Below are 17,172 nucleotides of genomic sequence, written 5' to 3' on the forward strand. Positions count from 1 at the left end.
AAAACCGATCACGGGAAACCGGATGCCTGAAAGGGGGAGTAAGGCATGAAATGGCAGATCCGCAACAAGATGCTGTTGTTGGCCGTGGTGCCGGCCATGCTGCTGGCCCTGGCCATGCAGCTGCTGGCCAGCTACGACCAGAAGGCCGAAGAAAGCCGTAGCCTGGCCGAACTGCGCCAGACCCTGGTGAAAACCAAGGAGAGTGAGCTGGTCCACTATGTGGAGTTGGCTTTCACCGCCATCAAGCCCCTCTATGACAGTCCCGACGCCAACAGCCCGGCGGTCATGGAAGAGGCCAGGAAGCGGCTCAGATCCTTGGAGTTCGGCAAGGACGGCTACATCTTCGGTTACGACGACAAGGGCACCAAGGTGTTCCAGGGCCGGGGCGGCAAGGGCGAAGGCAACAACTACTGGGATCTCCAGGACGCCAACGGCGTCTACCTGATCCGCGACCTCATCAAAGCCGGCAAGAAAGGTGGCGACTTCGTCACCTACCATTACCCCAGGCCCGGCGCCGATAGCACCCCCTATCCCAAACTCTCCTACGCCATCTACCTGGACAAGTGGCACTGGATGATCGGCACCGGCTTTTATATCGACGACATCGACGCCCAGATAGCTAAGCAGGCCGAACAGAGCCAGCAGGCCCTCGCCAAGCAACGATGGCAGCAAGGCGGCCTTATGGTGGTGATGCTGGCCCTGCTGGTGGTCGCCACCGCCTGGCTGGCCTCGACCCTGGTCAAGCCCCTGCGCCACCTCACCGACGGCCTCACGGATCTGGCCAGTGGCGAGGGGGATCTCACCCGCCGCCTGGACGTGGAAGGCAACGACGAAACGGCGTTGCTGGCCCAGGCCTTCAACACCTTCGTTTCCAAGATCCACGACCTGGTTCTGGACCTCACCCGCGCCGTCCACCAGTTGCAGGAGTTGAACGGCAGGCTGAGGGCCAGCGCCCAGCAGGCCAGCGACGCCCTCAAGCTGCAGAAAACCGACGCCGAGCAGGTCTCCCACGCCATGGAGCAGATGGCATTGGCGACCCATAACGTGGCCGAATCGGCCCAGAACGCCGCCCAGGCCACCAGGGGGACAGACGGCCAGGCCAGGGCCATGCAGGCCAACGTGGACGACACCATAGACGCCATAGGGGGCCTGGCCCGCGACATAGAGCAGGCTGCCGGCAGCATGGAAACCCTGGGAGCCGACGTGGAGTCCATCGGCTCCATACTGGACGTGATCCGCGCCATCGCCGAGCAGACCAACCTGCTTGCTTTGAACGCCGCCATAGAGGCGGCCAGGGCCGGCGAGCAGGGCCGCGGTTTCGCTGTGGTGGCAGACGAAGTCAGGTCCCTGGCCAGCCGCACCCAGCAGAGCACTGAGGAGATCCAGGAGAAGATAGGCCGGCTGCAGCAAGGGGCGCGGGCGGCTGTGGCCACCATGATGGAGAGCCGCAAAGGCAGCGAGAGGGCTGTGGAAAAGGTCAACGGCACAGGCGAGATCCTGGCTTCCATCACCAATGCCGTCTCAGAGATCAACGGCATGAACAACCAGATCGCCACCGCCGCCGAGGAGCAGTCCAGCATTGGTGCTGAAGTGAACCAGAACCTCGGCCGTATCAGCGGTCATATCAGTGACACCGAGGCCCTGACCGCCCACAACAACAGCCTCTGTGGCGATCTGGACAAACTGTCAGGGGAGTTGGGGCAGCTGATCGGCCGTTTCAGGGTTTGAGGCGGCGTACCACGCTGTCCTGTCCTTCGACCTCAGGCCGTACCGCTTCCCGGGGACCAGGGCTGTAACGGTCGCCAAACTTGAGCCAATGCTCCTTGGGCAGGTGGATGAGGTAGAAGTACTCGCGGTGGGTGTCTGTCACCAGCCCCAGGCCCAGGGCGGCCAGCTCGAAATGGACATCGTTGATGTAGTCTATGGTGAAGCGCTGACGGCCACTCAGCTCCTGCACATCCTCCCGGGTCAGGTAGACGCCTTCCCGCACATGGCCGACGCGGGCATGCAGCCAGTGTGCGAATTCTTTGGCGCTTTTCATGATCCCTCCACACTGCGCCTGCCCATGACTTTGTTATAGCAAAGCCGGTCAGATCAACCGCAGAGAGATCCCTGATGTGTGAAAAAGGCCCTGCTCTTCCTCCAGCATGGAACTGAGCAACGGCCGCTGCGCCAGCCAAGGGACAGGCAAGGCAAGCACCAGCTCGTTATCCTGGCTATGCAATTGGATGCCTTCAGGCGGGTCCTGGCGGCTGGCACAGAGCAGTATGGCCAGGCGCAGCAGGGCGGCCGGCAGCAGCAGGCGCCTTGGGAGCCCGTCCAGGGAGCCTTCCTGGTGGGCCAGCAGGGCCACCAGATCGCGGCGCTCGTGCTGGTTGAAGCCGGGAAGATCCAGGTGGTTGAGCAGGTAGGCGCCGTGATCGGCCGCCTGCTTGAAGCCCACTGCCAGCCCCAGCTCATGGAGCCTGGCGGCAGCGGCCGCCAGCGCCACTTGCTCGGGGTCGAGGGAGAGGGGCGCCAGGGCGCTAACCAGCTCGGCCACCCTTTCCCCCTGGCTTTCGTCCAAGGAGAAACGGGCGCTGATGGCGGCCAGGGTACGGCTGCGCACATCCAACTCCGGTGCCGGCAAGAGGCCATAGATGACCCCTTCGCGCAAGGCACCGCCAGAGGCTTCCATGGCGCTGACGGCCAGGCTCTCGAAGATGGCGATAAGGATGGCGAGGCCCGCCGCAAAGACCGGCTTACGCTCTTCCATCAAGCCAGGCATGGCCAGGCTGTCCATGTGGCCGCAGGCGACAGTGGTCGCCAGGGTTTGGCGCAGCCGCGCCAGGGTCAGGGTCTCGTTCTCCCCCCTTGCCAGCTGCACTTCCTGGACGGCCTGGACCGAGCCGGAAGCGCCGACGCAGTGGTCCCAGCCCAACGCGAGGTAATGGTCGCGCAGCGGGGTCAGCTTGCTTTGCGCGGCCGCTATGGCGGCATCGAAGGCCTGCTGGCTGAGGTTGCCGTCGGCGAAGTAACGGTTCTGGAAAGTGACGCAGCCCATCTCCAGGCTTTGCAGCTTTTCGGGGGCGAAGTCGGTGCCGATCACCAGTTCGGTGGAGGCACCGCCGATGTCGACCACCAGTCGCCGGCCTTCCTGGCCGCTGGTGTGGGCGACGCCCTGGTAGATGAGGGCCGCCTCTTCCTCGCCGCTGATCACCTGGATGGGGCAACCGAGGATGCGCTCACCTTCGCGAAGGAAGGTATCGGCGTTCCTGGCATAGCGAAGGGTGGCGGTAGCCACCACCCTCACCTGCTCTGAAGGTATGCCCTGCAGCCGCTCGGCGAAGAGGGTCAGGCATTGCCAGCCCCTTTCCATGGCTTCGAGGGACAGCTGGTAGCTGTCGTCCAGGCCGGCAGCCAGGCGCACCTTGCGCTTGACCTTGGCCAGGGTCTGCACCTGGCCGTGGCAGGAACGGGCTACCAGCATGTGGAAGCTGTTGGAGCCGAGATCGATGGCCGCATAGAGCGGACTGACGGCACCCAAGCCTCTTGCCTCAGTTTGAGGAGGGACGGCGCGGACCGCGGCTACGGCCCCTGTTGCCACCACCGTCACGGCCACCGCCACTACGACCATGGCCAGGCCTGTCGCGGCCGGCCCTATGCAGGCGCAGCGGCGGCTTGAGGTCGGTCAGCAGGGCGTCGTGGCGGTACTGGGTCACGGGGATCTCGTGCCCTATGTACTCCTCGATGGCCGGCAGGTTGAAGACGTACTCTTCACAGGCCAGGCTGACGGCATGGCCTGAGGCGCCGGCGCGGCCGGTACGGCCGATGCGGTGCACATAGTCTTCGCAATCGTCGGGCAGGTCGAAGTTGTAGACATGGGTCACGGCCGGGATGTGCAGGCCCCTGGCCGCCACGTCGGTGGCCACCAGTATGTCCAGCTTGCCCTGGGTGAAGTCCTCGAGGATCTTGAGGCGCTTCTTCTGGGGCACGTCACCTGTCAGCAGGCCCACCCTGTGGCCGTCGGCCGCCAGATGGCCCCAGACCCGCTCGCAGACGATCTTGGTGTTGGCGAAGACGATGGCCTTGTCCGGCCAGTCTTCTTCCATCAGGGTCAGCAGCAGCTTGAACTTGTCTTCCTTGGACGGATAGAAGAGTTCTTCGGTGATGCGGGCGCCAGTTTTCTGCTCCGGCTCCACCTGCACGTGCTCGGGGGTGTTCATGTGTTCGTAGGCCAGTTCCTGCACCTTGAAGGAGAGGGTGGCGGAGAACAGCAGGTTCAGGCGCTGGGCCGGATCCGGCATGCGCCTGAACAGGTAACGGATATCCTTGATGAAGCCCAGGTCGAACATGCGGTCGGCTTCGTCCAACACCACCACCTGGATGGCCTTGAGGTCGAAGACGCCCTGCTTGAAGTAGTCGATGATGCGGCCTGTGGTGCCGATCAGGACGTCCACGCCCTCTTCCAACTGTTTGCGTTGGCTGTCGTAGCCCTCACCGCCGTAGATTAGGCCCATCGTAAAATTCGATGCCTTGGCCATGGCGACCGCATCCTTGTGGATCTGGATGGCCAGTTCCCGGGTCGGGGCCATGATGATGGCACGGGGTTGTTGCGGGGTGCGATCGGCTGAGGCGGGATGTGTTAACAGATGGTGGAAGGTGGCGGCGAGGAAGGCAATTGTCTTGCCTGTGCCCGTTTGTGCTTGACCGGCAACGTCTTTTCCCTGGAGCGCTATGGGCAGGGACAGCGCCTGTATGGGTGTGCAATTGTGAAAACCCTTCTCGGCGAGGGCCTTCAACACCGGTTCTGCTAGGCCAAGTTCATCGAACTTGGTTTCGGTTAAATGTGTCTTTGTCATAGGCTTCCAAGCATATCAGCTTCGACTTGCAATGAGGAACAGATTCCATTGAAATAGGCCCAGCTAGCGCCGAGGCCGCTATTTCGCCCCGTGTCGCATAACCCTTTGGAGATAGCCATGAGCGATAAAATTGTTCACTTGAGCGACGACAGTTTCGAGAGCGATGTCCTGCAAGCTCAGGGCCCCGTCCTGGTCGATTTCTGGGCCGAGTGGTGTGGTCCCTGCAAGATGATCGCCCCCGTTCTGGACGACGTCGCTGAAGAATATGCTGGCCGCCTCACCGTCGCCAAGCTCAATATCGATCAAAACAGCGACACCCCGCCGAAATTCGGTATCCGTGGTATCCCGACCCTGCTGCTGTTCAAGAACGGCCAGGTCGCTGCCACCAAAGTCGGAGCCCTGTCCAAGACCCAACTCAAAGAGTTCCTGGACACCAATATCTAAGCCCGACCACAAGGCGCCGCCAGGCGCCTTGTTCGTTATTGTTGCCTTTTTGTCCTAGACGCGGTCCAGGTTCACTGCTAATTTAGACCCGTTACTTCCCTTCATGCCCTTCCTGTATTCACGCCGGGGCGTGGAAATTTCCCGTTTGATACCAAAACGTTGAATAACAACCCACCACTATGAATCTAACCGAATTAAAGAACACGCCAGTTTCGGAACTGGTAGCCCTGGCCGATGAAATGGGCCTGGAAAACATGGCGCGGGCGCGCAAACAGGACATCATCTTCGCCATCCTCAAGGCCCATGCCAAATCAGGGGAAGACATTTTCGGTGATGGCGTCCTGGAAATACTGCAGGACGGTTTTGGTTTCCTCCGCAGCGCAGATTCTTCCTACTTGGCCGGCCCAGACGACATTTATGTCTCTCCCAGCCAGATCCGTCGTTTCAACCTGCGCACCGGTGACACCATTTCCGGCAAGATCCGGCCCCCCAAGGAAGGCGAGCGCTATTTCGCGCTGCTCAAGGTCAGCGAAGTCAACTTCGACCGCCCGGAAAACTCCCGCAACAAGATCCTCTTCGAAAACCTCACTCCCCTGCACGCCAACAGCCGCATGCGCATGGAGAGGGGCAACGGCAGTAAAGAGGACATCACTGCCCGGGTCCTGGACTTGGCCTCCCCCATCGGCATGGGCCAGCGCGGCCTGATCGTCGCGCCGCCCAAGGCCGGTAAGACCATACTGCTGCAGAACATCGCCCAGAGCATCACCTACAACCACCCCGAGTGCGTCTTGATAGTGTTGCTCATCGACGAGCGTCCCGAAGAAGTGACCGAGATGCAGCGCCTGGTCAAAGGCGAAGTGGTGGCCTCCACCTTCGACGAGCCGGCCAGCCGCCACGTGCAGGTAGCCGAGATGGTCATCGAGAAGGCCAAGCGCCTGGTCGAGCATAAGAAGGACGTGGTGATCCTGCTGGACTCCATCACCCGTCTGGCCCGCGCCTACAACACCGTCGTGCCCAGCTCCGGCAAGGTACTGACCGGTGGTGTGGACGCCAACGCCCTGCACAAGCCCAAGCGCTTCTTCGGCGCCGCCCGTAACGTCGAGGAAGGCGGCAGCCTGACCATCATCGCCACCGCCCTGATCGACACCGGCTCCAAGATGGACGAAGTCATCTACGAGGAGTTCAAGGGCACCGGCAACATGGAACTGCACCTGTCCCGCAAGATAGCCGAGAAGCGCGTCTTCCCGGCCATCGACTTCAACCGCTCCGGCACCCGCCGCGAAGAGTTGCTGTGCCGCGACGACGAGCTGCAGAAGATGTGGATACTGCGCAAGATCCTGCACCCCATGGACGAGATCACCGCCATGGAGTTCCTCATCGACAAGCTGTCCATGACCAAGACCAACGACGAGTTCTTCGAAGCCATGAAGCGCTCCAAGAGCTGAGTCCTGTCGAGAGAAAAAACGGTCGCCCAGGCGGCCGTTTTTTTTTACCTCTTAGCGGCTAGAGCCTCTCATCCTTGGGCGAGTCCATCACCACCATGGTAGTGATGGCGTCGACCTGGGGACATTCACCCAGGACATTGGCGTGGAAGCGCTTGTAGGAGGCCAGGTCCCGGGTTTCCACCCTCAGCAGGTATTCGCTCATGCCGGTGATGTTGTGGCACTCGGTGACCTCGTCGGCGAAACGGACCTGCTCCTCGAAGGCCAACTGGGAGGCCTTGCTGTGGTTGGACAGGCCCACAGACACATAGGCCACGAAACCTATCCCCAGTTTGCCGTTGTCCAGCACCGCCCTGTAACCCTTGATAATGCCGGCGCGCTCCAGCTCCTGGACTCGCCGCAGGGTAGCCGAGGGTGACAGGCCGATGCGCTCGGCCAGCTCCACATTGGCGATACGGCCATCCCTTTTCAGGCTGTGCAATATTCCTTCGTCAAATTTATCCATAGCGATTATTTATTGCGAAAATCATCTTAACCAAACAAATTTAAGCACCTTATTGCGACCGGCTCCAAGTACCATTTTCTGGTCTCTGCCTTTCCTCAAGAGGAGCCTGTCATGCCGCTGGAACAGCTCTGGACCTTGGTCCTGTTCGCCTTCGCCACCACCTTCTCGCCCGGCCCGAACAACATCATGCTGATGACCTCAGGGGCCAACGTGGGTTTCTGGCGTTCCCTTCCCCACATGCTGGGGGTCGTGATCGGCTTCAGCCTGATGGTGATACTGGTGGGGTTGGGGCTGACCGGGCTCTTCACGGCTTATCCCTGGCTCCACCAGGTGCTCAAGGTGGCCGGCATGCTTTACCTGGCCTACCTGGCGGTGAAGATAGCCTTCAGCAAGCCCAGGGAGGTCGGTGTTTCCTACAGACCCATGGGCTTCTGGGCCGCCGCCGCCTTCCAATGGGTGAATCCCAAGGGCTGGACCATGGCCCTGACGGCCGTCAGCCTCTACAACCCCGCCGCCACCTGGCTGGCCCTAGGCTTGATAGCCCTGGTCTTTGCCAGCATCAACCTGCCCTCCGTCTGCGTCTGGACAGCCGCCGGCAGCCAGCTCAGCCGGCTCTTGTCCCAGCCACACTGGCTGAGGCGCTTCAACCTGCTGATGGCGGTCCTGCTGCTGGGCTCGACACTGCCGCTGCTCTAGCCGGGAGGCCGTGCCCCGGGCTGCGCTCGGGCCCGCAGAAGGCTATAATGGCGCCACTTCGCCCACATGGCAGATAACATGAAATACAAGGACCTGCGGGACTTCATCGAGCAGCTCGAACAGATGGGCGAGCTCAAGCGCATCAAGCACCCCATCAGCACCGAACTGGAAATGACGGAGATCGCCGATCGCACCCTGCGTGCCGGTGGCCCGGCCCTGCTTTTCGAGAACCCTGTGGGCCACAACATGCCGGTGCTGGCCAACCTCTTCGGCACCCCCAAGCGGGTGGCCCTGGGCATGGGCCAGGAAGACGTCAGCGCCCTGCGTGAAGTGGGCAAGTTGCTGGCCTACCTCAAGGAACCCGAGCCGCCCAAGGGCTTCAAGGAACTCTGGGACAAGCTGCCGGTGTTCAAGCAGGTGCTGAACATGCCGGTCAAACGCCTCAAGTCCGCCCTCTGCCAGGAAGTGGTGCTGGAAGGCGACCAGGTGAACCTCGACGCCATCCCCATCCAGAAGTGCTGGCCTGACGACATAGCGCCGTTGATGACCTGGGGCCTCACCGTCACCAAGGGCCCCTACAAGGAGCGCCAGAACCTCGGCATCTACCGCCAGCAGAAGCTGGGCAAGAACAAGCTGATCATGCGCTGGCTATCCCACCGCGGCGGCGCCCTGGATTTCGCCGAATGGAAGGAAGCCCACCCGGGCGAGAAGTTCCCTGTGGTAGTGGCCTTCGGCGCCGACCCCGCGACCATCCTCGGCGCCGTGACCCCTGTTCCTGACAGCCTCTCCGAATACGCCTTCGCCGGCCTCTTGCGCGGCAACAAGACCGAAGTGGTCAAGGCCGTCAGCTGCGACCTCGAAGTGCCGGCCGGCGCCGAGATAGTGCTGGAAGGCTATATCGACCCGGAAGAGACCCACATGGAAGGGCCCTTCGGGGACCACACCGGCTACTACAACGAGCAGGAACGCCACGCGGTGTTCACCGTCACCCACATCACCAGGCGCAAGGACGCCATCTACCATTCCACCTACACCGGCCGTCCGCCGGACGAACCTGCGGTGCTGGGAGTGGCGCTGAACGAGGTGTTCGTGCCCATACTGCAGAAGCAGTTCCCGGAGATAGTGGACTTCTACCTGCCCCCCGAGGGCTGCAGCTACCGGATGGCGGTGGTGACCATGAAGAAGCGCTACCCCGGCCACGCCAAGCGGGTGATGCTGGGGGTCTGGTCCTTCCTGCGCCAGTTCATGTACACCAAGTTCGTCATCGTCTGTGACGACGACATCGACGCCCGCAACTGGCAGGACGTGATCTGGGCCATCACCACCCGCATGGATCCCAAGCGGGATACGGTGCTGATCGACAACACCCCCATCGACTTTTTGGATTTCGCCTCGCCGGAAGCGGGCCTAGGGTCCAAGATGGGGTTGGATGCCACCAACAAGTGGCCAGGGGAAGTGCATCGCGAATGGGGCAGGCCCATAGTGCAGGACCCGGCCGTGGTGGCCCGTATCGACGCCATCTGGGACCAGCTTGGCATCCTCGACAACAACTGAGTGCTTATGCAACGAATTCAATGCCGGGTGCAGGACGTGCGCCCCTTCACCGACACCGTCTACCATGTGCGCCTCAAGGCCCCCAAGGGCCAGGCGTTCGCCGCCGGCCAATACCTCAAGGTGGTGCTGAGCGAGGAAGACAAGAGGCCCTTCTCCATCGCCTCCCTGGCCGATGACGACTTCATCGAGCTGCACCTGGGCGCCTTCGGGGCCGACAGTTGGGCCATGCAGGTGGTGGCGCATTTCCAAAGCCACGAAACGGTGGAGATAGAGCTGCCCGCCGGCCATGCCCAGCTGCGCGAAGACAGCGACAGGCCGCTGATCCTCATCGCCGGCGGCACCGGCTTCTCCTATGTGCGGGCCCTGGTGCGCCGCGCCCTGCAGATGGATCCGCTCAGGCCCATCCAGCTCTACTGGGGCGGCAAGACCCCACAAGCCCTCTACCTCCACGAGGAGATCAAGGCCCTGGCCGCCCTCAACCCCAACCTCCAGTACATACCTGTGCTGGAAGACAAGCCGGCCGGCTTTCCCGGCGAGGAAGGGCTGGTGGTGGAAGTGGTGAAAGACAGGCACCCTGATCTGTCCGGTTTCGACATCTACATCGCCGGCCGCTTCGAGATGGCCGCCGTGGCCCGTGACCTCTTCCTGGCCCAGGGCGCCGTGCGCGAACACCTCTACGGCGATGCCTTCGCCTTCATATAATCTGCTGGCGCTGTTGCTGGTCGCGCTGAACCTGCGGCCGGCCCTGTCCAGCCTGGGGCCCGTCTTGCCCGACCTGGGACTGTCGGCCACCGCCGCCGGTTGGCTGACGACCTTGCCGGTGCTCTGCCTCGGTCTCTTCGCCCCCCTGGCCCCGCTGCTGGCCCAGCGCCTTGGCCTGGGCTGGGCGGTGCGCCTGGCGTTGCTGGCGATCCTGGCCGGGGTGCTGCTGCGTGGCCTTGGCAGCCCCTGGGCCCTGTTTGGCGGCATGGTGCTGGCCGGCGCCGGTATAGGGGTGGCGGGGGTATTGCTGCCCGGCATCGTCAAGAGCGACTTTTCTCAGAAGGCCGGCCTGGTCACGGGCCTCTACACCATGGTCCTCTGCCTGGGCGCGGCCGCGGCCGCCGGCACCATGGTGCCCCTGGCCGGTTTCTTCCACTCCACCAGCCTGGCCCTGGCCAGTTGGGCCCTGCCGGCCCTGCTGGCCTTGCTGATATGGCGCTACGGTCAAGGTGGTAACCTGCCGCTGCAGGCCGCGCGGCCCAAGCCGCTCTGGCATTCGGCCCTGGCCTGGCAGGTCACCCTCTACATAGGGCTGCAGTCGGCCCTGGCCTACAGCGTCTTCGCCTGGCTGCCCAGCATGCTGATCAACCGCGGCCTGAGCCCGGCGGCGGCCGGCTGGCTGACCTCGGTCTCCATCTTCATCCAGGCGCCGGCGGCGCTGTTGGCCCCGGCCTTGAGCCACCTGGGGCGCGACCAGAAACTGCCCATAGGCCTGTCCATGGTTGCCACCCTGGTTGGACTGATGCTGATCCTCTTGGCAGGGGACGCTTGGCTGTGGCCGGCGGGGCTCATCCTGGGTGTGGGCCAGGGCGCCTCCTTCGGCCTGGCCCTGGCGCTGCTGGTGCTGCGCAGCCCCGACAGCCAGGTGGCGGCCCGGCTTTCCGGCATGGCCCAGGGCCTGGGCTACTGCCTGGCCGCCCTGGGGCCCTTGGCGGTGGGCGCCTGGCAGGACGGTTTCGGCGGCTGGACGGCGACGGCGCCACTGCTGGCGGCCATCAGCCTGATGGCTACCCTCTTCGGCCTGCTGGCCGGACGCAACCGCCTGATAGCCGCCTAGATCAGGCCGCTGAGGCGCATCAGGTAGATACCGCCGGACAGGCTCAGCACCGAGCCCAGGGTGGACACCAGTATGATGTTGGCGGTGAGCTGGGCATTGGCCCCCATGGCGCGGGCCATGACGAAGGCCGCTGCCGCCGTCGGTGAGCCCAGCATCACGAACAGCAGCGCCACATCCTTACCGGCAAAGCCCAATCCCCAGGCCACCAGGCTTGAGAGCCCAGGCATCCACAAAAGCTTCACCAGGCTGGCCTGGCCGGCCAGTTTCGAATCCGATTTGAGCTCCCGGAAGTTGAGGGTGGCCCCTATGGTCAGCAGGGCCAGGGGCAACGTCATGCGCCCCAGGGACTGGCCCACATCCAAGGCCAGGGCCGGCAACCGCCATTCCATCACCGAGAACGGCAAAGCCAGCGCCACTGCGATGATCAGGGGGTTCTTGCAGACGGTGGCCAGGGTCTGGCCCCAGCGCCGCCCGCCCCCTGACAGGGCCAGTATCGACAGCACGTTGAACAAGGGAATGCCCAGGGCCAGCAGCACCGCCGCCCGGCCGAGGCCCGCCTCGCCGAAGAGGTTGACGGCCATGGCCAGGCCTATGATGCCGAAGTTGGATCTGAAGGCCCCCTGCACGAAGGCGCCCCTGTCGGCCTGGGCCAGGCCCTTGGCCCTGGCCCAGAGGCTGCAGCTCAAATAGGTGAGCAGGACAGCCGCCGCCAGCAGGGCCATCAGCGGCAGATCCAGCACCTGGCGGATATGGGTCTGGCTGATGGAGATGAACACCAGCACCGGCAGGCAGACCAGGAACACCAGGCGGGAGCCGGTATGGACGAAGGCCTCGTCCAGCAGCCGGGTGCGGCGCAGCAAGGCGCCCAGGGCCACCAGCAGGAAGATGGGGGCCACCATGCGGGCGGTGAACAGCAAGGTATCCCAGTAGAGGGCCAGGCCCTGGAGTTGGGTGGTCATGAAGGGACTCGGTGGTGGCCTTGGCCTTATCAAAGCGCCTTTGGCGGCCCGGCTCAAGGGCCATGCGCCCTGCGGTTGCCAGGGTGGCGCCAGCGGCGTTCGGCACGCCGTCAGCGGCTCAGTCGTCGTGGCCCTGCTGGCGGCGGCAGCGCTCTATGGCGTCACGGCGGGAAAGGTTGCCCTCCAGCCGGCATTCGATATGGACACGGCGGGTCTTGTAGAGGGGCTTGTAATCGCTGGCGACGATGAACACCACCAGGTGGTAGGGCTCACCGAGGAACCAGGCGCGTTGGGTCAGCACCACCCCTTCCTTGCCCTGCCAGTTGATGGCGCTGACCACGGGCGCCTTGTAGCTGGCCCCCGGCGCCTGAAGGTGCCTGGGGTCGCGGCGGCGCAGCAGATCCTTGAGGAAACTGTCCTGGTCGGAATAGGCGATGTCGGCAAAACGAGACGACAACAGGGGCTCCGGCGTCGCGGCCGGTGCCAAACAGGGGCAGAGCAGTAAGAGGGTAACGACAAGCCAGCGCATCATAGCGTCTCCAGTCTCTTTGGAAAGACTAGCGCAATCAAAGGCTTTTTCCTGTCAATAAAGTGAGGCCGCGCCCTGGTGGCGCGGCCTGCCTTCAAGCCAGGGTCCGGTACTGGGCCAAGGCCGCGTCCAGGTTGCCCAGTCGCTCCAGGATCTGGGCCAGGGCCAGGCGCCATTGGGGCTCTTCCTTGAGCTGGAGCGCCGCCTCCAGGTAACGCCTGGCTTCCTTGAGATCCCCCTGCCTGGCACTGAGCTGGCCCAGGGTCGCCAAGAGGGCGGGGTCGTTGTCACGCTTGTGGTGCCATTTCAGCAACTGGCGCTGCAGCTCGGCCGCATCTTCGGTGCCGGCCAGGGCCGCCAGCTCGGCCAGCAAGGCGGGGTGGGGGTCGCGTTTGAGGGCCGGCATCAGCAGATCCAGGGCCTTGTCCCTGGCGCCGGCCGCGGCATAGGCCCCGGCCAGATCCGCCAGCACCTCGGGCTGTTGGCGGCTGTGCTTGTCCAACACCTGCTCCAGCCTGGACAGGCTGGCCTGGCCTTCCTTGGCGGCGACGCCGATCCGCGCCTTGAGGGCCGCCAAGTGGTAGCGGTCCTGCTCGGCGTCGGTGAGGCTGTCCAGGTGCGGCCAGAGCGCCGCCAGGTCCCCTTCGGCCAGGGCCAGGCGGGCGGCCAACTGGTTGCCGCTCTTGCCTTGGCGCTGCCCTTCTTCCAGGGCGTCGAAGGCCTGGCGGGCCGACTCCAGATCCCCCAGCTGCAGCAGCAGGGCGGCCCTGGCCAGGGGTTGGTCCAGCTCGGCCAGCAGGCGGTCACGCTCGGCCTTGTCGCCGGCCCTGTGCTCGGCATAGGCGGCGGCCAGGCGCGGCAGGTCGGGCAGTTGGGAATGGGGCACGGCTGCAGCCAGAGCGGCGCCGGCCTGGCCGTACTGGCCCTGCCAGAGCTGGGCCCAGGCCTTGGAGGCTTTCTTGTTGGCACGGCGGCCGCTGCGATCGCTGAACCAGCTGCGGGAGCTGCCGAAGGAACGGGCCAGGCGCCGCACCAGCCAGTCCAGGCACCAGATGAGTCCCAACAGCACCAGCAGCGATATGCCCAGGCTCACCACCGACATCTCTATGGTGTAGCGGCCCATGGCGATCAGCACATAACCGGTATTGCCCATCAGCCAGGGACCTATCACCAGGCCGGCGATGAGCAGGGCCAGCAGCAGGATGAGGCGGATCATGGCTTGGCCTCCGCGTAGCGCAGGGAATCGAGCTGGGCCGGCAGGCTCAGGCTGATCTGCAGCGCCAGCAGCTGGTCCAGCTCGCCCAGGAAGGCCTGGGTAGCCTGCTCCTTGGTGTCGGCATAGCCGGTCAGCCAGTCACGGGCCTGGCGCAGGTTGGCTTGGAAGCGCTCCTGGTCACCGGCGAAGAGGGCCAGGCGGGATCCGTCCAGGGCCAGGCGCAGGGCCTCGCGCAGGTAGGCCTGGTGGCTGGGGCTCATCAGCGGCGCCACTTCGCCGTCACGCTTGCGGATCTTGATGAAGTCGTCGGTGAAGCGCTGCCAGGACTTGGCCAGGTTGTCGCGCCAGTCGCCGCTGTCCTGGGTCAGGGACAGGTCGGCCTTCTGCTCGGCCAGATCCGGCAGCTTGACCATGTTCAAGGGCAACTTGGCCACCTGCTGGGCCAGGCCGCCGAGGCGCATGGCGATGGCGGTGCGGTCGATCTGGGGCTGGGCATCCAGGCTGGCGAGATCGGCCGCTATGGCCTGGCGCCAAGCCAGGTTGTCGCTGCTCTCGGGCAGCTGCTTGAGGGCCTGGTCTGCGTCTTCCAGCAGGGCCTTGGCGACAGTGAGATCCTGGGCCAGATAAAGGCGGCGGTTGGCCATGCGTACCAGGCTGGCCGCTTCCTCACGGGGCCAGCTGACCGCCTGTTCTTCCTTCTGCTGGACAGCCGCCAGCTGCTCGCGCAGCTGGGCCAAGGCCGCATCCTGCTGCTTCAGCGCCTTGGCCTGGGCGGCCAGGGTCGCGCCCATCCCACTCGCACCGCGCTCCAGCTCGGCAACCCGGGCCGGATCCACCGTCGGGGCCTTGGGCGCCTTGGCGGCCAGTTGCTGCTGGTAGTAGCTCCAGCCGGACAGGGCCAGGGCGCCGGCGCCCAGCAGCAGTGCCAGCAAGGCCAACGCCAGGGAGGCCTTGCCGCCCTTGGCGGCCTGGGGTTTGCCGGGGGCGGCGGGCTTGGGTGACGGCTTGGGCTCGGAGGCCTGGGTCGGGGGAGTGGGGGTCTTGTCCGTCATGGGGGCGGCACTTTCCTTGAAATGATGAATGATGGCCTCGTCCGAGGCGTCCTTGAGCAGCACCAGCTGCTCGAAACCCTGCCGGCGGCAATGGTCGGCCACGCGCTGCGACGGCACCAGCAGGGTCAGGGAATGGAGCCAGTCCAGCAGCGGCGGCGGCGTGGTGGCCAAGAGGGCATCCAGCAGGCTCTGGGAGGTGATGAGGACCTGGTCGACACTGGCGTCCTGCCAGGCCAGGAACTGCTCCGGCGCCACGCTGACCGGCTGGCGGCGGTAGAGCTCCAGGGCCTTGACCTGGGCACCGCGCTCGCCAAGCACCTGGGCCAGCAGCTCGCGGCCGCCGTTGCCGCGGGCGATGAGGATGCTCTCGTCCTGCACCTTGGCCAGGGCCGGCTGGGCCAGCAGGCCTTCGGAGTCCGGCGGCTCGGCCACCAACACCGCCTGGGCACCGGCATCGCGCAAAGCCTGGGCCGTGGCTTCGCCGACGGCGGCGTAGCGCGGCCCCTTGGGCAGGGGTTTTGGCAGGCCGGCCACGGCGTTGCTGGACACCGCTATCACCCAGGCGGCCTGGGCCAGCTCTTCGGCCAAGCCGGGTTGGGGCGGCAGTATCTCGATATCCAGCAGGGGCACCACCAGCGCCTTGACGCCCTCGGCCTGGAGGCGTTCTGCCAGCCGGCTGGCCTGGGGTTCGGGTCTGGTGATGAGCAATGTCATAGGCTTCTTCCGTAGACGGCTTCCAGTATGGCCTTGGCGCCGCTGTCCAGCAGCTGCTGGCCCAGGGTCTGGCCCAACGCTTCGGCCTGGCTGGCCGGGCCGCGGATCTCGGCCTCGATGATGGCGCCGCCGTCCGGCTGCCCGACCAGGCCGCGCAGCCAGAGCTCCTCGCCTTGCAGTTCAGCATAGCTGCCGATGGGCACCTGGCAGCCGCCCTGGAGGCGTTCGTTCATGGCCCGCTCGGCGCTGACCCTGATCCGGCTCGGCTCGTGACCGAGGGGGGCCAGCAGCGCCAGTACCCGCTCGTCGCCCAGCCGCGCCTCTATGCCGACGGCGCCCTGGCCCACGGCGGGCAGGCTCAGCTCAGGCGGCAGGGCGCTGCGGATGCGGTCGCCCATGCCGAGGCGCTTGAGGCCGGCGCAGGCCAGGATGATGGCGTCGTACTGGCCATCGTCCAGCTTGGCCAGGCGGCTGTTGACGTTGCCGCGCAGGTCCTTGACCACAAGATCGGGGCGGCGGGCCCGCAGCTGGCACTGGCGGCGCAGGCTGGAGGTGCCCACCACGGCGCCGGCCGGCAGCGCGTCCAGGTCGGGGGATCGGTTGGAGACGAAGGCGTCCAGGGGATCCTCGCGCTCGCAGATGGTGACCAGGCCCAGGCCTTCGGGGAACTCTACAGGCACGTCCTTCATGGAATGGACGGCGATGTCGGCCCGGCCGTCCAGCATGGCCAGCTCCAGCTCTTTGACGAAGAGGCCCTTGCCGCCGACCTTGGCCAGGGGGGTGTCGAGGATCTTGTCACCCTGGGTGGTCATGGGCACCAGCACCACTTCCAGACCGGGGTGGGCCGCTTCCAGGGCCTCTTTCACATGGTGGGCCTGCCAGAGGGCCAGGGGACTTTGCCGGGTGGCAATACGAATGGATTGGGACATCGCTGCGCTGCCTTGGATTGTTCTCAGCTCATCCTACCACTAGGGGGCTGTGCTTTCGACCAGGGTGTGCTGGTAGAGCAGGGTGCCGTCGTCGCTCAGCACCTCCAGCCGCCAGGTGCCGGGCCTGATGTGTTTCTGCGACCAGGTACGCCAGCGATCGGCCCCCAGCGGCAGGGCGATATCGGCCTGGAGCGCGCCGTTGAAGTACCAGCGGTGGTGCAGCTTCTGGCCGGCGCCGCCATGGACCTCGGTGAAGAGCACCAGCTTGTCCAGGCCCTTGGGCAGTTGGTCACCCTGCAGCACGCCTACGGGCTCCCGCTGCACCACGTCGCGGCACAGCACCACGCGGCTCAGGTCGGGGGTCGCCAGCACCAGGGGGCTGAGCAGGCTAAGCAACAACCAGAGAAAGCGTCTCGACATGGTCGAATAGTCCTTTTTCTTAATAATCTCAGCAGTATACCTATCGCCTTGG

General features: G+C 64.9%; 17 protein-coding genes. 7 read left to right on the forward strand and 10 right to left on the reverse strand.

The window, feature by feature from the left end; all coding sequences use genetic code 11:
• The first annotated feature begins 45 nt into the window (after nt 1–45).
• The gene (locus PVT67_RS18095) at nt 46–1,728 is read left to right on the forward strand and encodes a methyl-accepting chemotaxis protein (RefSeq protein ID WP_301496203.1); all 1,683 of its coding nucleotides are present in this window, start codon (nt 46–48) and stop codon (nt 1,726–1,728) included.
• On the opposite strand, the gene PVT67_RS18100 is transcribed toward PVT67_RS18095, so the two are convergent.
• Genes PVT67_RS18100 through rhlB form a run of 3 tightly spaced genes read right to left on the reverse strand, consistent with a single transcriptional unit; the run spans nt 1,718 to nt 4,841 of the window.
• On the reverse strand, nt 1,718–2,041 hold the full coding sequence (locus PVT67_RS18100; protein WP_301496205.1) for a hypothetical protein: 324 nt from the start codon (nt 2,039–2,041) through the stop codon (nt 1,718–1,720). The two genes, PVT67_RS18095 and PVT67_RS18100, sit on opposite strands and share 11 nt — an antisense overlap.
• 48 nt (nt 2,042–2,089) lie before the next feature.
• Complete coding sequence (locus PVT67_RS18105; RefSeq protein WP_301496221.1) at nt 2,090–3,526, reverse strand: Ppx/GppA phosphatase family protein; 1,437 nt, start codon at nt 3,524–3,526, stop codon at nt 2,090–2,092.
• A 10-nt stretch (nt 3,527–3,536) separates the two neighbouring features.
• Nucleotides 3,537–4,841: an ATP-dependent RNA helicase RhlB gene (gene rhlB / locus PVT67_RS18110; RefSeq protein WP_301496223.1), complete on the reverse strand. Its 1,305-nt coding sequence runs from the start codon at nt 4,839–4,841 to the stop codon at nt 3,537–3,539.
• Between the two features lie 117 nt (nt 4,842–4,958).
• On the opposite strand from rhlB, the gene trxA reads away from it, so the two are divergent.
• Nucleotides 4,959–5,285, forward strand: a complete 327-nt coding sequence (trxA, locus tag PVT67_RS18115) for a thioredoxin TrxA (RefSeq protein ID WP_301496225.1) — start codon at nt 4,959–4,961, stop codon at nt 5,283–5,285.
• 179 nt (nt 5,286–5,464) lie between these two features.
• Nucleotides 5,465–6,730, forward strand: coding sequence for a transcription termination factor Rho (gene rho / locus PVT67_RS18120; RefSeq protein ID WP_301496227.1), 1,266 nt, complete (start codon nt 5,465–5,467; stop codon nt 6,728–6,730).
• 58 nt (nt 6,731–6,788) lie between these two features.
• Here rho and PVT67_RS18125 read toward each other — a convergent pair whose 3' ends face one another.
• Nucleotides 6,789–7,232 (reverse strand): Lrp/AsnC family transcriptional regulator, encoded by a 444-nt coding sequence (locus PVT67_RS18125; protein WP_301496229.1) that lies wholly within the window; start codon nt 7,230–7,232, stop codon nt 6,789–6,791.
• Between the two features lie 111 nt (nt 7,233–7,343).
• Here PVT67_RS18125 and PVT67_RS18130 point away from each other — a divergent pair, with 111 nt between their 5' ends.
• The 4 genes from PVT67_RS18130 (at nt 7,344) to PVT67_RS18145 (ending at nt 11,301) form a co-directional block, all read left to right on the forward strand.
• Entirely contained in the window at nt 7,344–7,928 is a 585-nt protein-coding gene (locus tag PVT67_RS18130; RefSeq protein ID WP_301496231.1) for a LysE family translocator, read from the forward strand.
• 78 nt (nt 7,929–8,006) lie between these two features.
• On the forward strand, nt 8,007–9,482 hold the full coding sequence (gene ubiD, locus PVT67_RS18135) for a 4-hydroxy-3-polyprenylbenzoate decarboxylase (protein WP_301496233.1): 1,476 nt from the start codon (nt 8,007–8,009) through the stop codon (nt 9,480–9,482).
• Nucleotides 9,483–9,488: 6 nt separating this feature from the next.
• The gene (fre, locus tag PVT67_RS18140) at nt 9,489–10,184 is read left to right on the forward strand and encodes an NAD(P)H-flavin reductase (RefSeq protein WP_301496235.1); all 696 of its coding nucleotides are present in this window, start codon (nt 9,489–9,491) and stop codon (nt 10,182–10,184) included.
• Between the two features lie 13 nt (nt 10,185–10,197).
• Nucleotides 10,198–11,301: an MFS transporter gene (locus tag PVT67_RS18145; protein WP_301496237.1), complete on the forward strand. Its 1,104-nt coding sequence runs from the start codon at nt 10,198–10,200 to the stop codon at nt 11,299–11,301.
• Here the strand turns inward: PVT67_RS18145 and PVT67_RS18150 are convergent.
• The 6 genes from PVT67_RS18150 to PVT67_RS18175 form a co-directional block, all read right to left on the reverse strand.
• The gene (locus PVT67_RS18150; protein WP_301496239.1) at nt 11,298–12,260 is read right to left on the reverse strand and encodes an AEC family transporter; all 963 of its coding nucleotides are present in this window, start codon (nt 12,258–12,260) and stop codon (nt 11,298–11,300) included. The two genes, PVT67_RS18145 and PVT67_RS18150, sit on opposite strands and share 4 nt — an antisense overlap.
• Before the next feature lie 118 nt (nt 12,261–12,378).
• The gene (locus PVT67_RS18155; RefSeq protein ID WP_301496241.1) at nt 12,379–12,792 is read right to left on the reverse strand and encodes a hypothetical protein; all 414 of its coding nucleotides are present in this window, start codon (nt 12,790–12,792) and stop codon (nt 12,379–12,381) included.
• 91 nt (nt 12,793–12,883) lie between these two features.
• Nucleotides 12,884–14,005 (reverse strand): heme biosynthesis HemY N-terminal domain-containing protein, encoded by a 1,122-nt coding sequence (locus tag PVT67_RS18160; protein WP_301496243.1) that lies wholly within the window; start codon nt 14,003–14,005, stop codon nt 12,884–12,886.
• On the reverse strand, nt 14,002–15,771 hold the full coding sequence (locus tag PVT67_RS18165) for a uroporphyrinogen-III C-methyltransferase (RefSeq protein ID WP_301496245.1): 1,770 nt from the start codon (nt 15,769–15,771) through the stop codon (nt 14,002–14,004). The genes PVT67_RS18160 and PVT67_RS18165 overlap by 4 nt, the downstream gene beginning before the upstream one ends.
• Entirely contained in the window at nt 15,768–16,700 is a 933-nt protein-coding gene (hemC, locus tag PVT67_RS18170) for a hydroxymethylbilane synthase (protein ID WP_301496247.1), read from the reverse strand. Before hemC ends, PVT67_RS18165 begins: the two co-directional genes overlap by 4 nt.
• 39 nt (nt 16,701–16,739) lie before the next feature.
• Entirely contained in the window at nt 16,740–17,120 is a 381-nt protein-coding gene (locus tag PVT67_RS18175; RefSeq protein ID WP_301496249.1) for a DUF2914 domain-containing protein, read from the reverse strand.
• Nucleotides 17,121–17,172: the final 52 nt, after the last annotated feature.

The organism is Gallaecimonas kandeliae (assembly GCF_030450055.1).
Taxonomy (GTDB): Bacteria; Pseudomonadota; Gammaproteobacteria; order Enterobacterales; family Gallaecimonadaceae; genus Gallaecimonas; species Gallaecimonas kandeliae.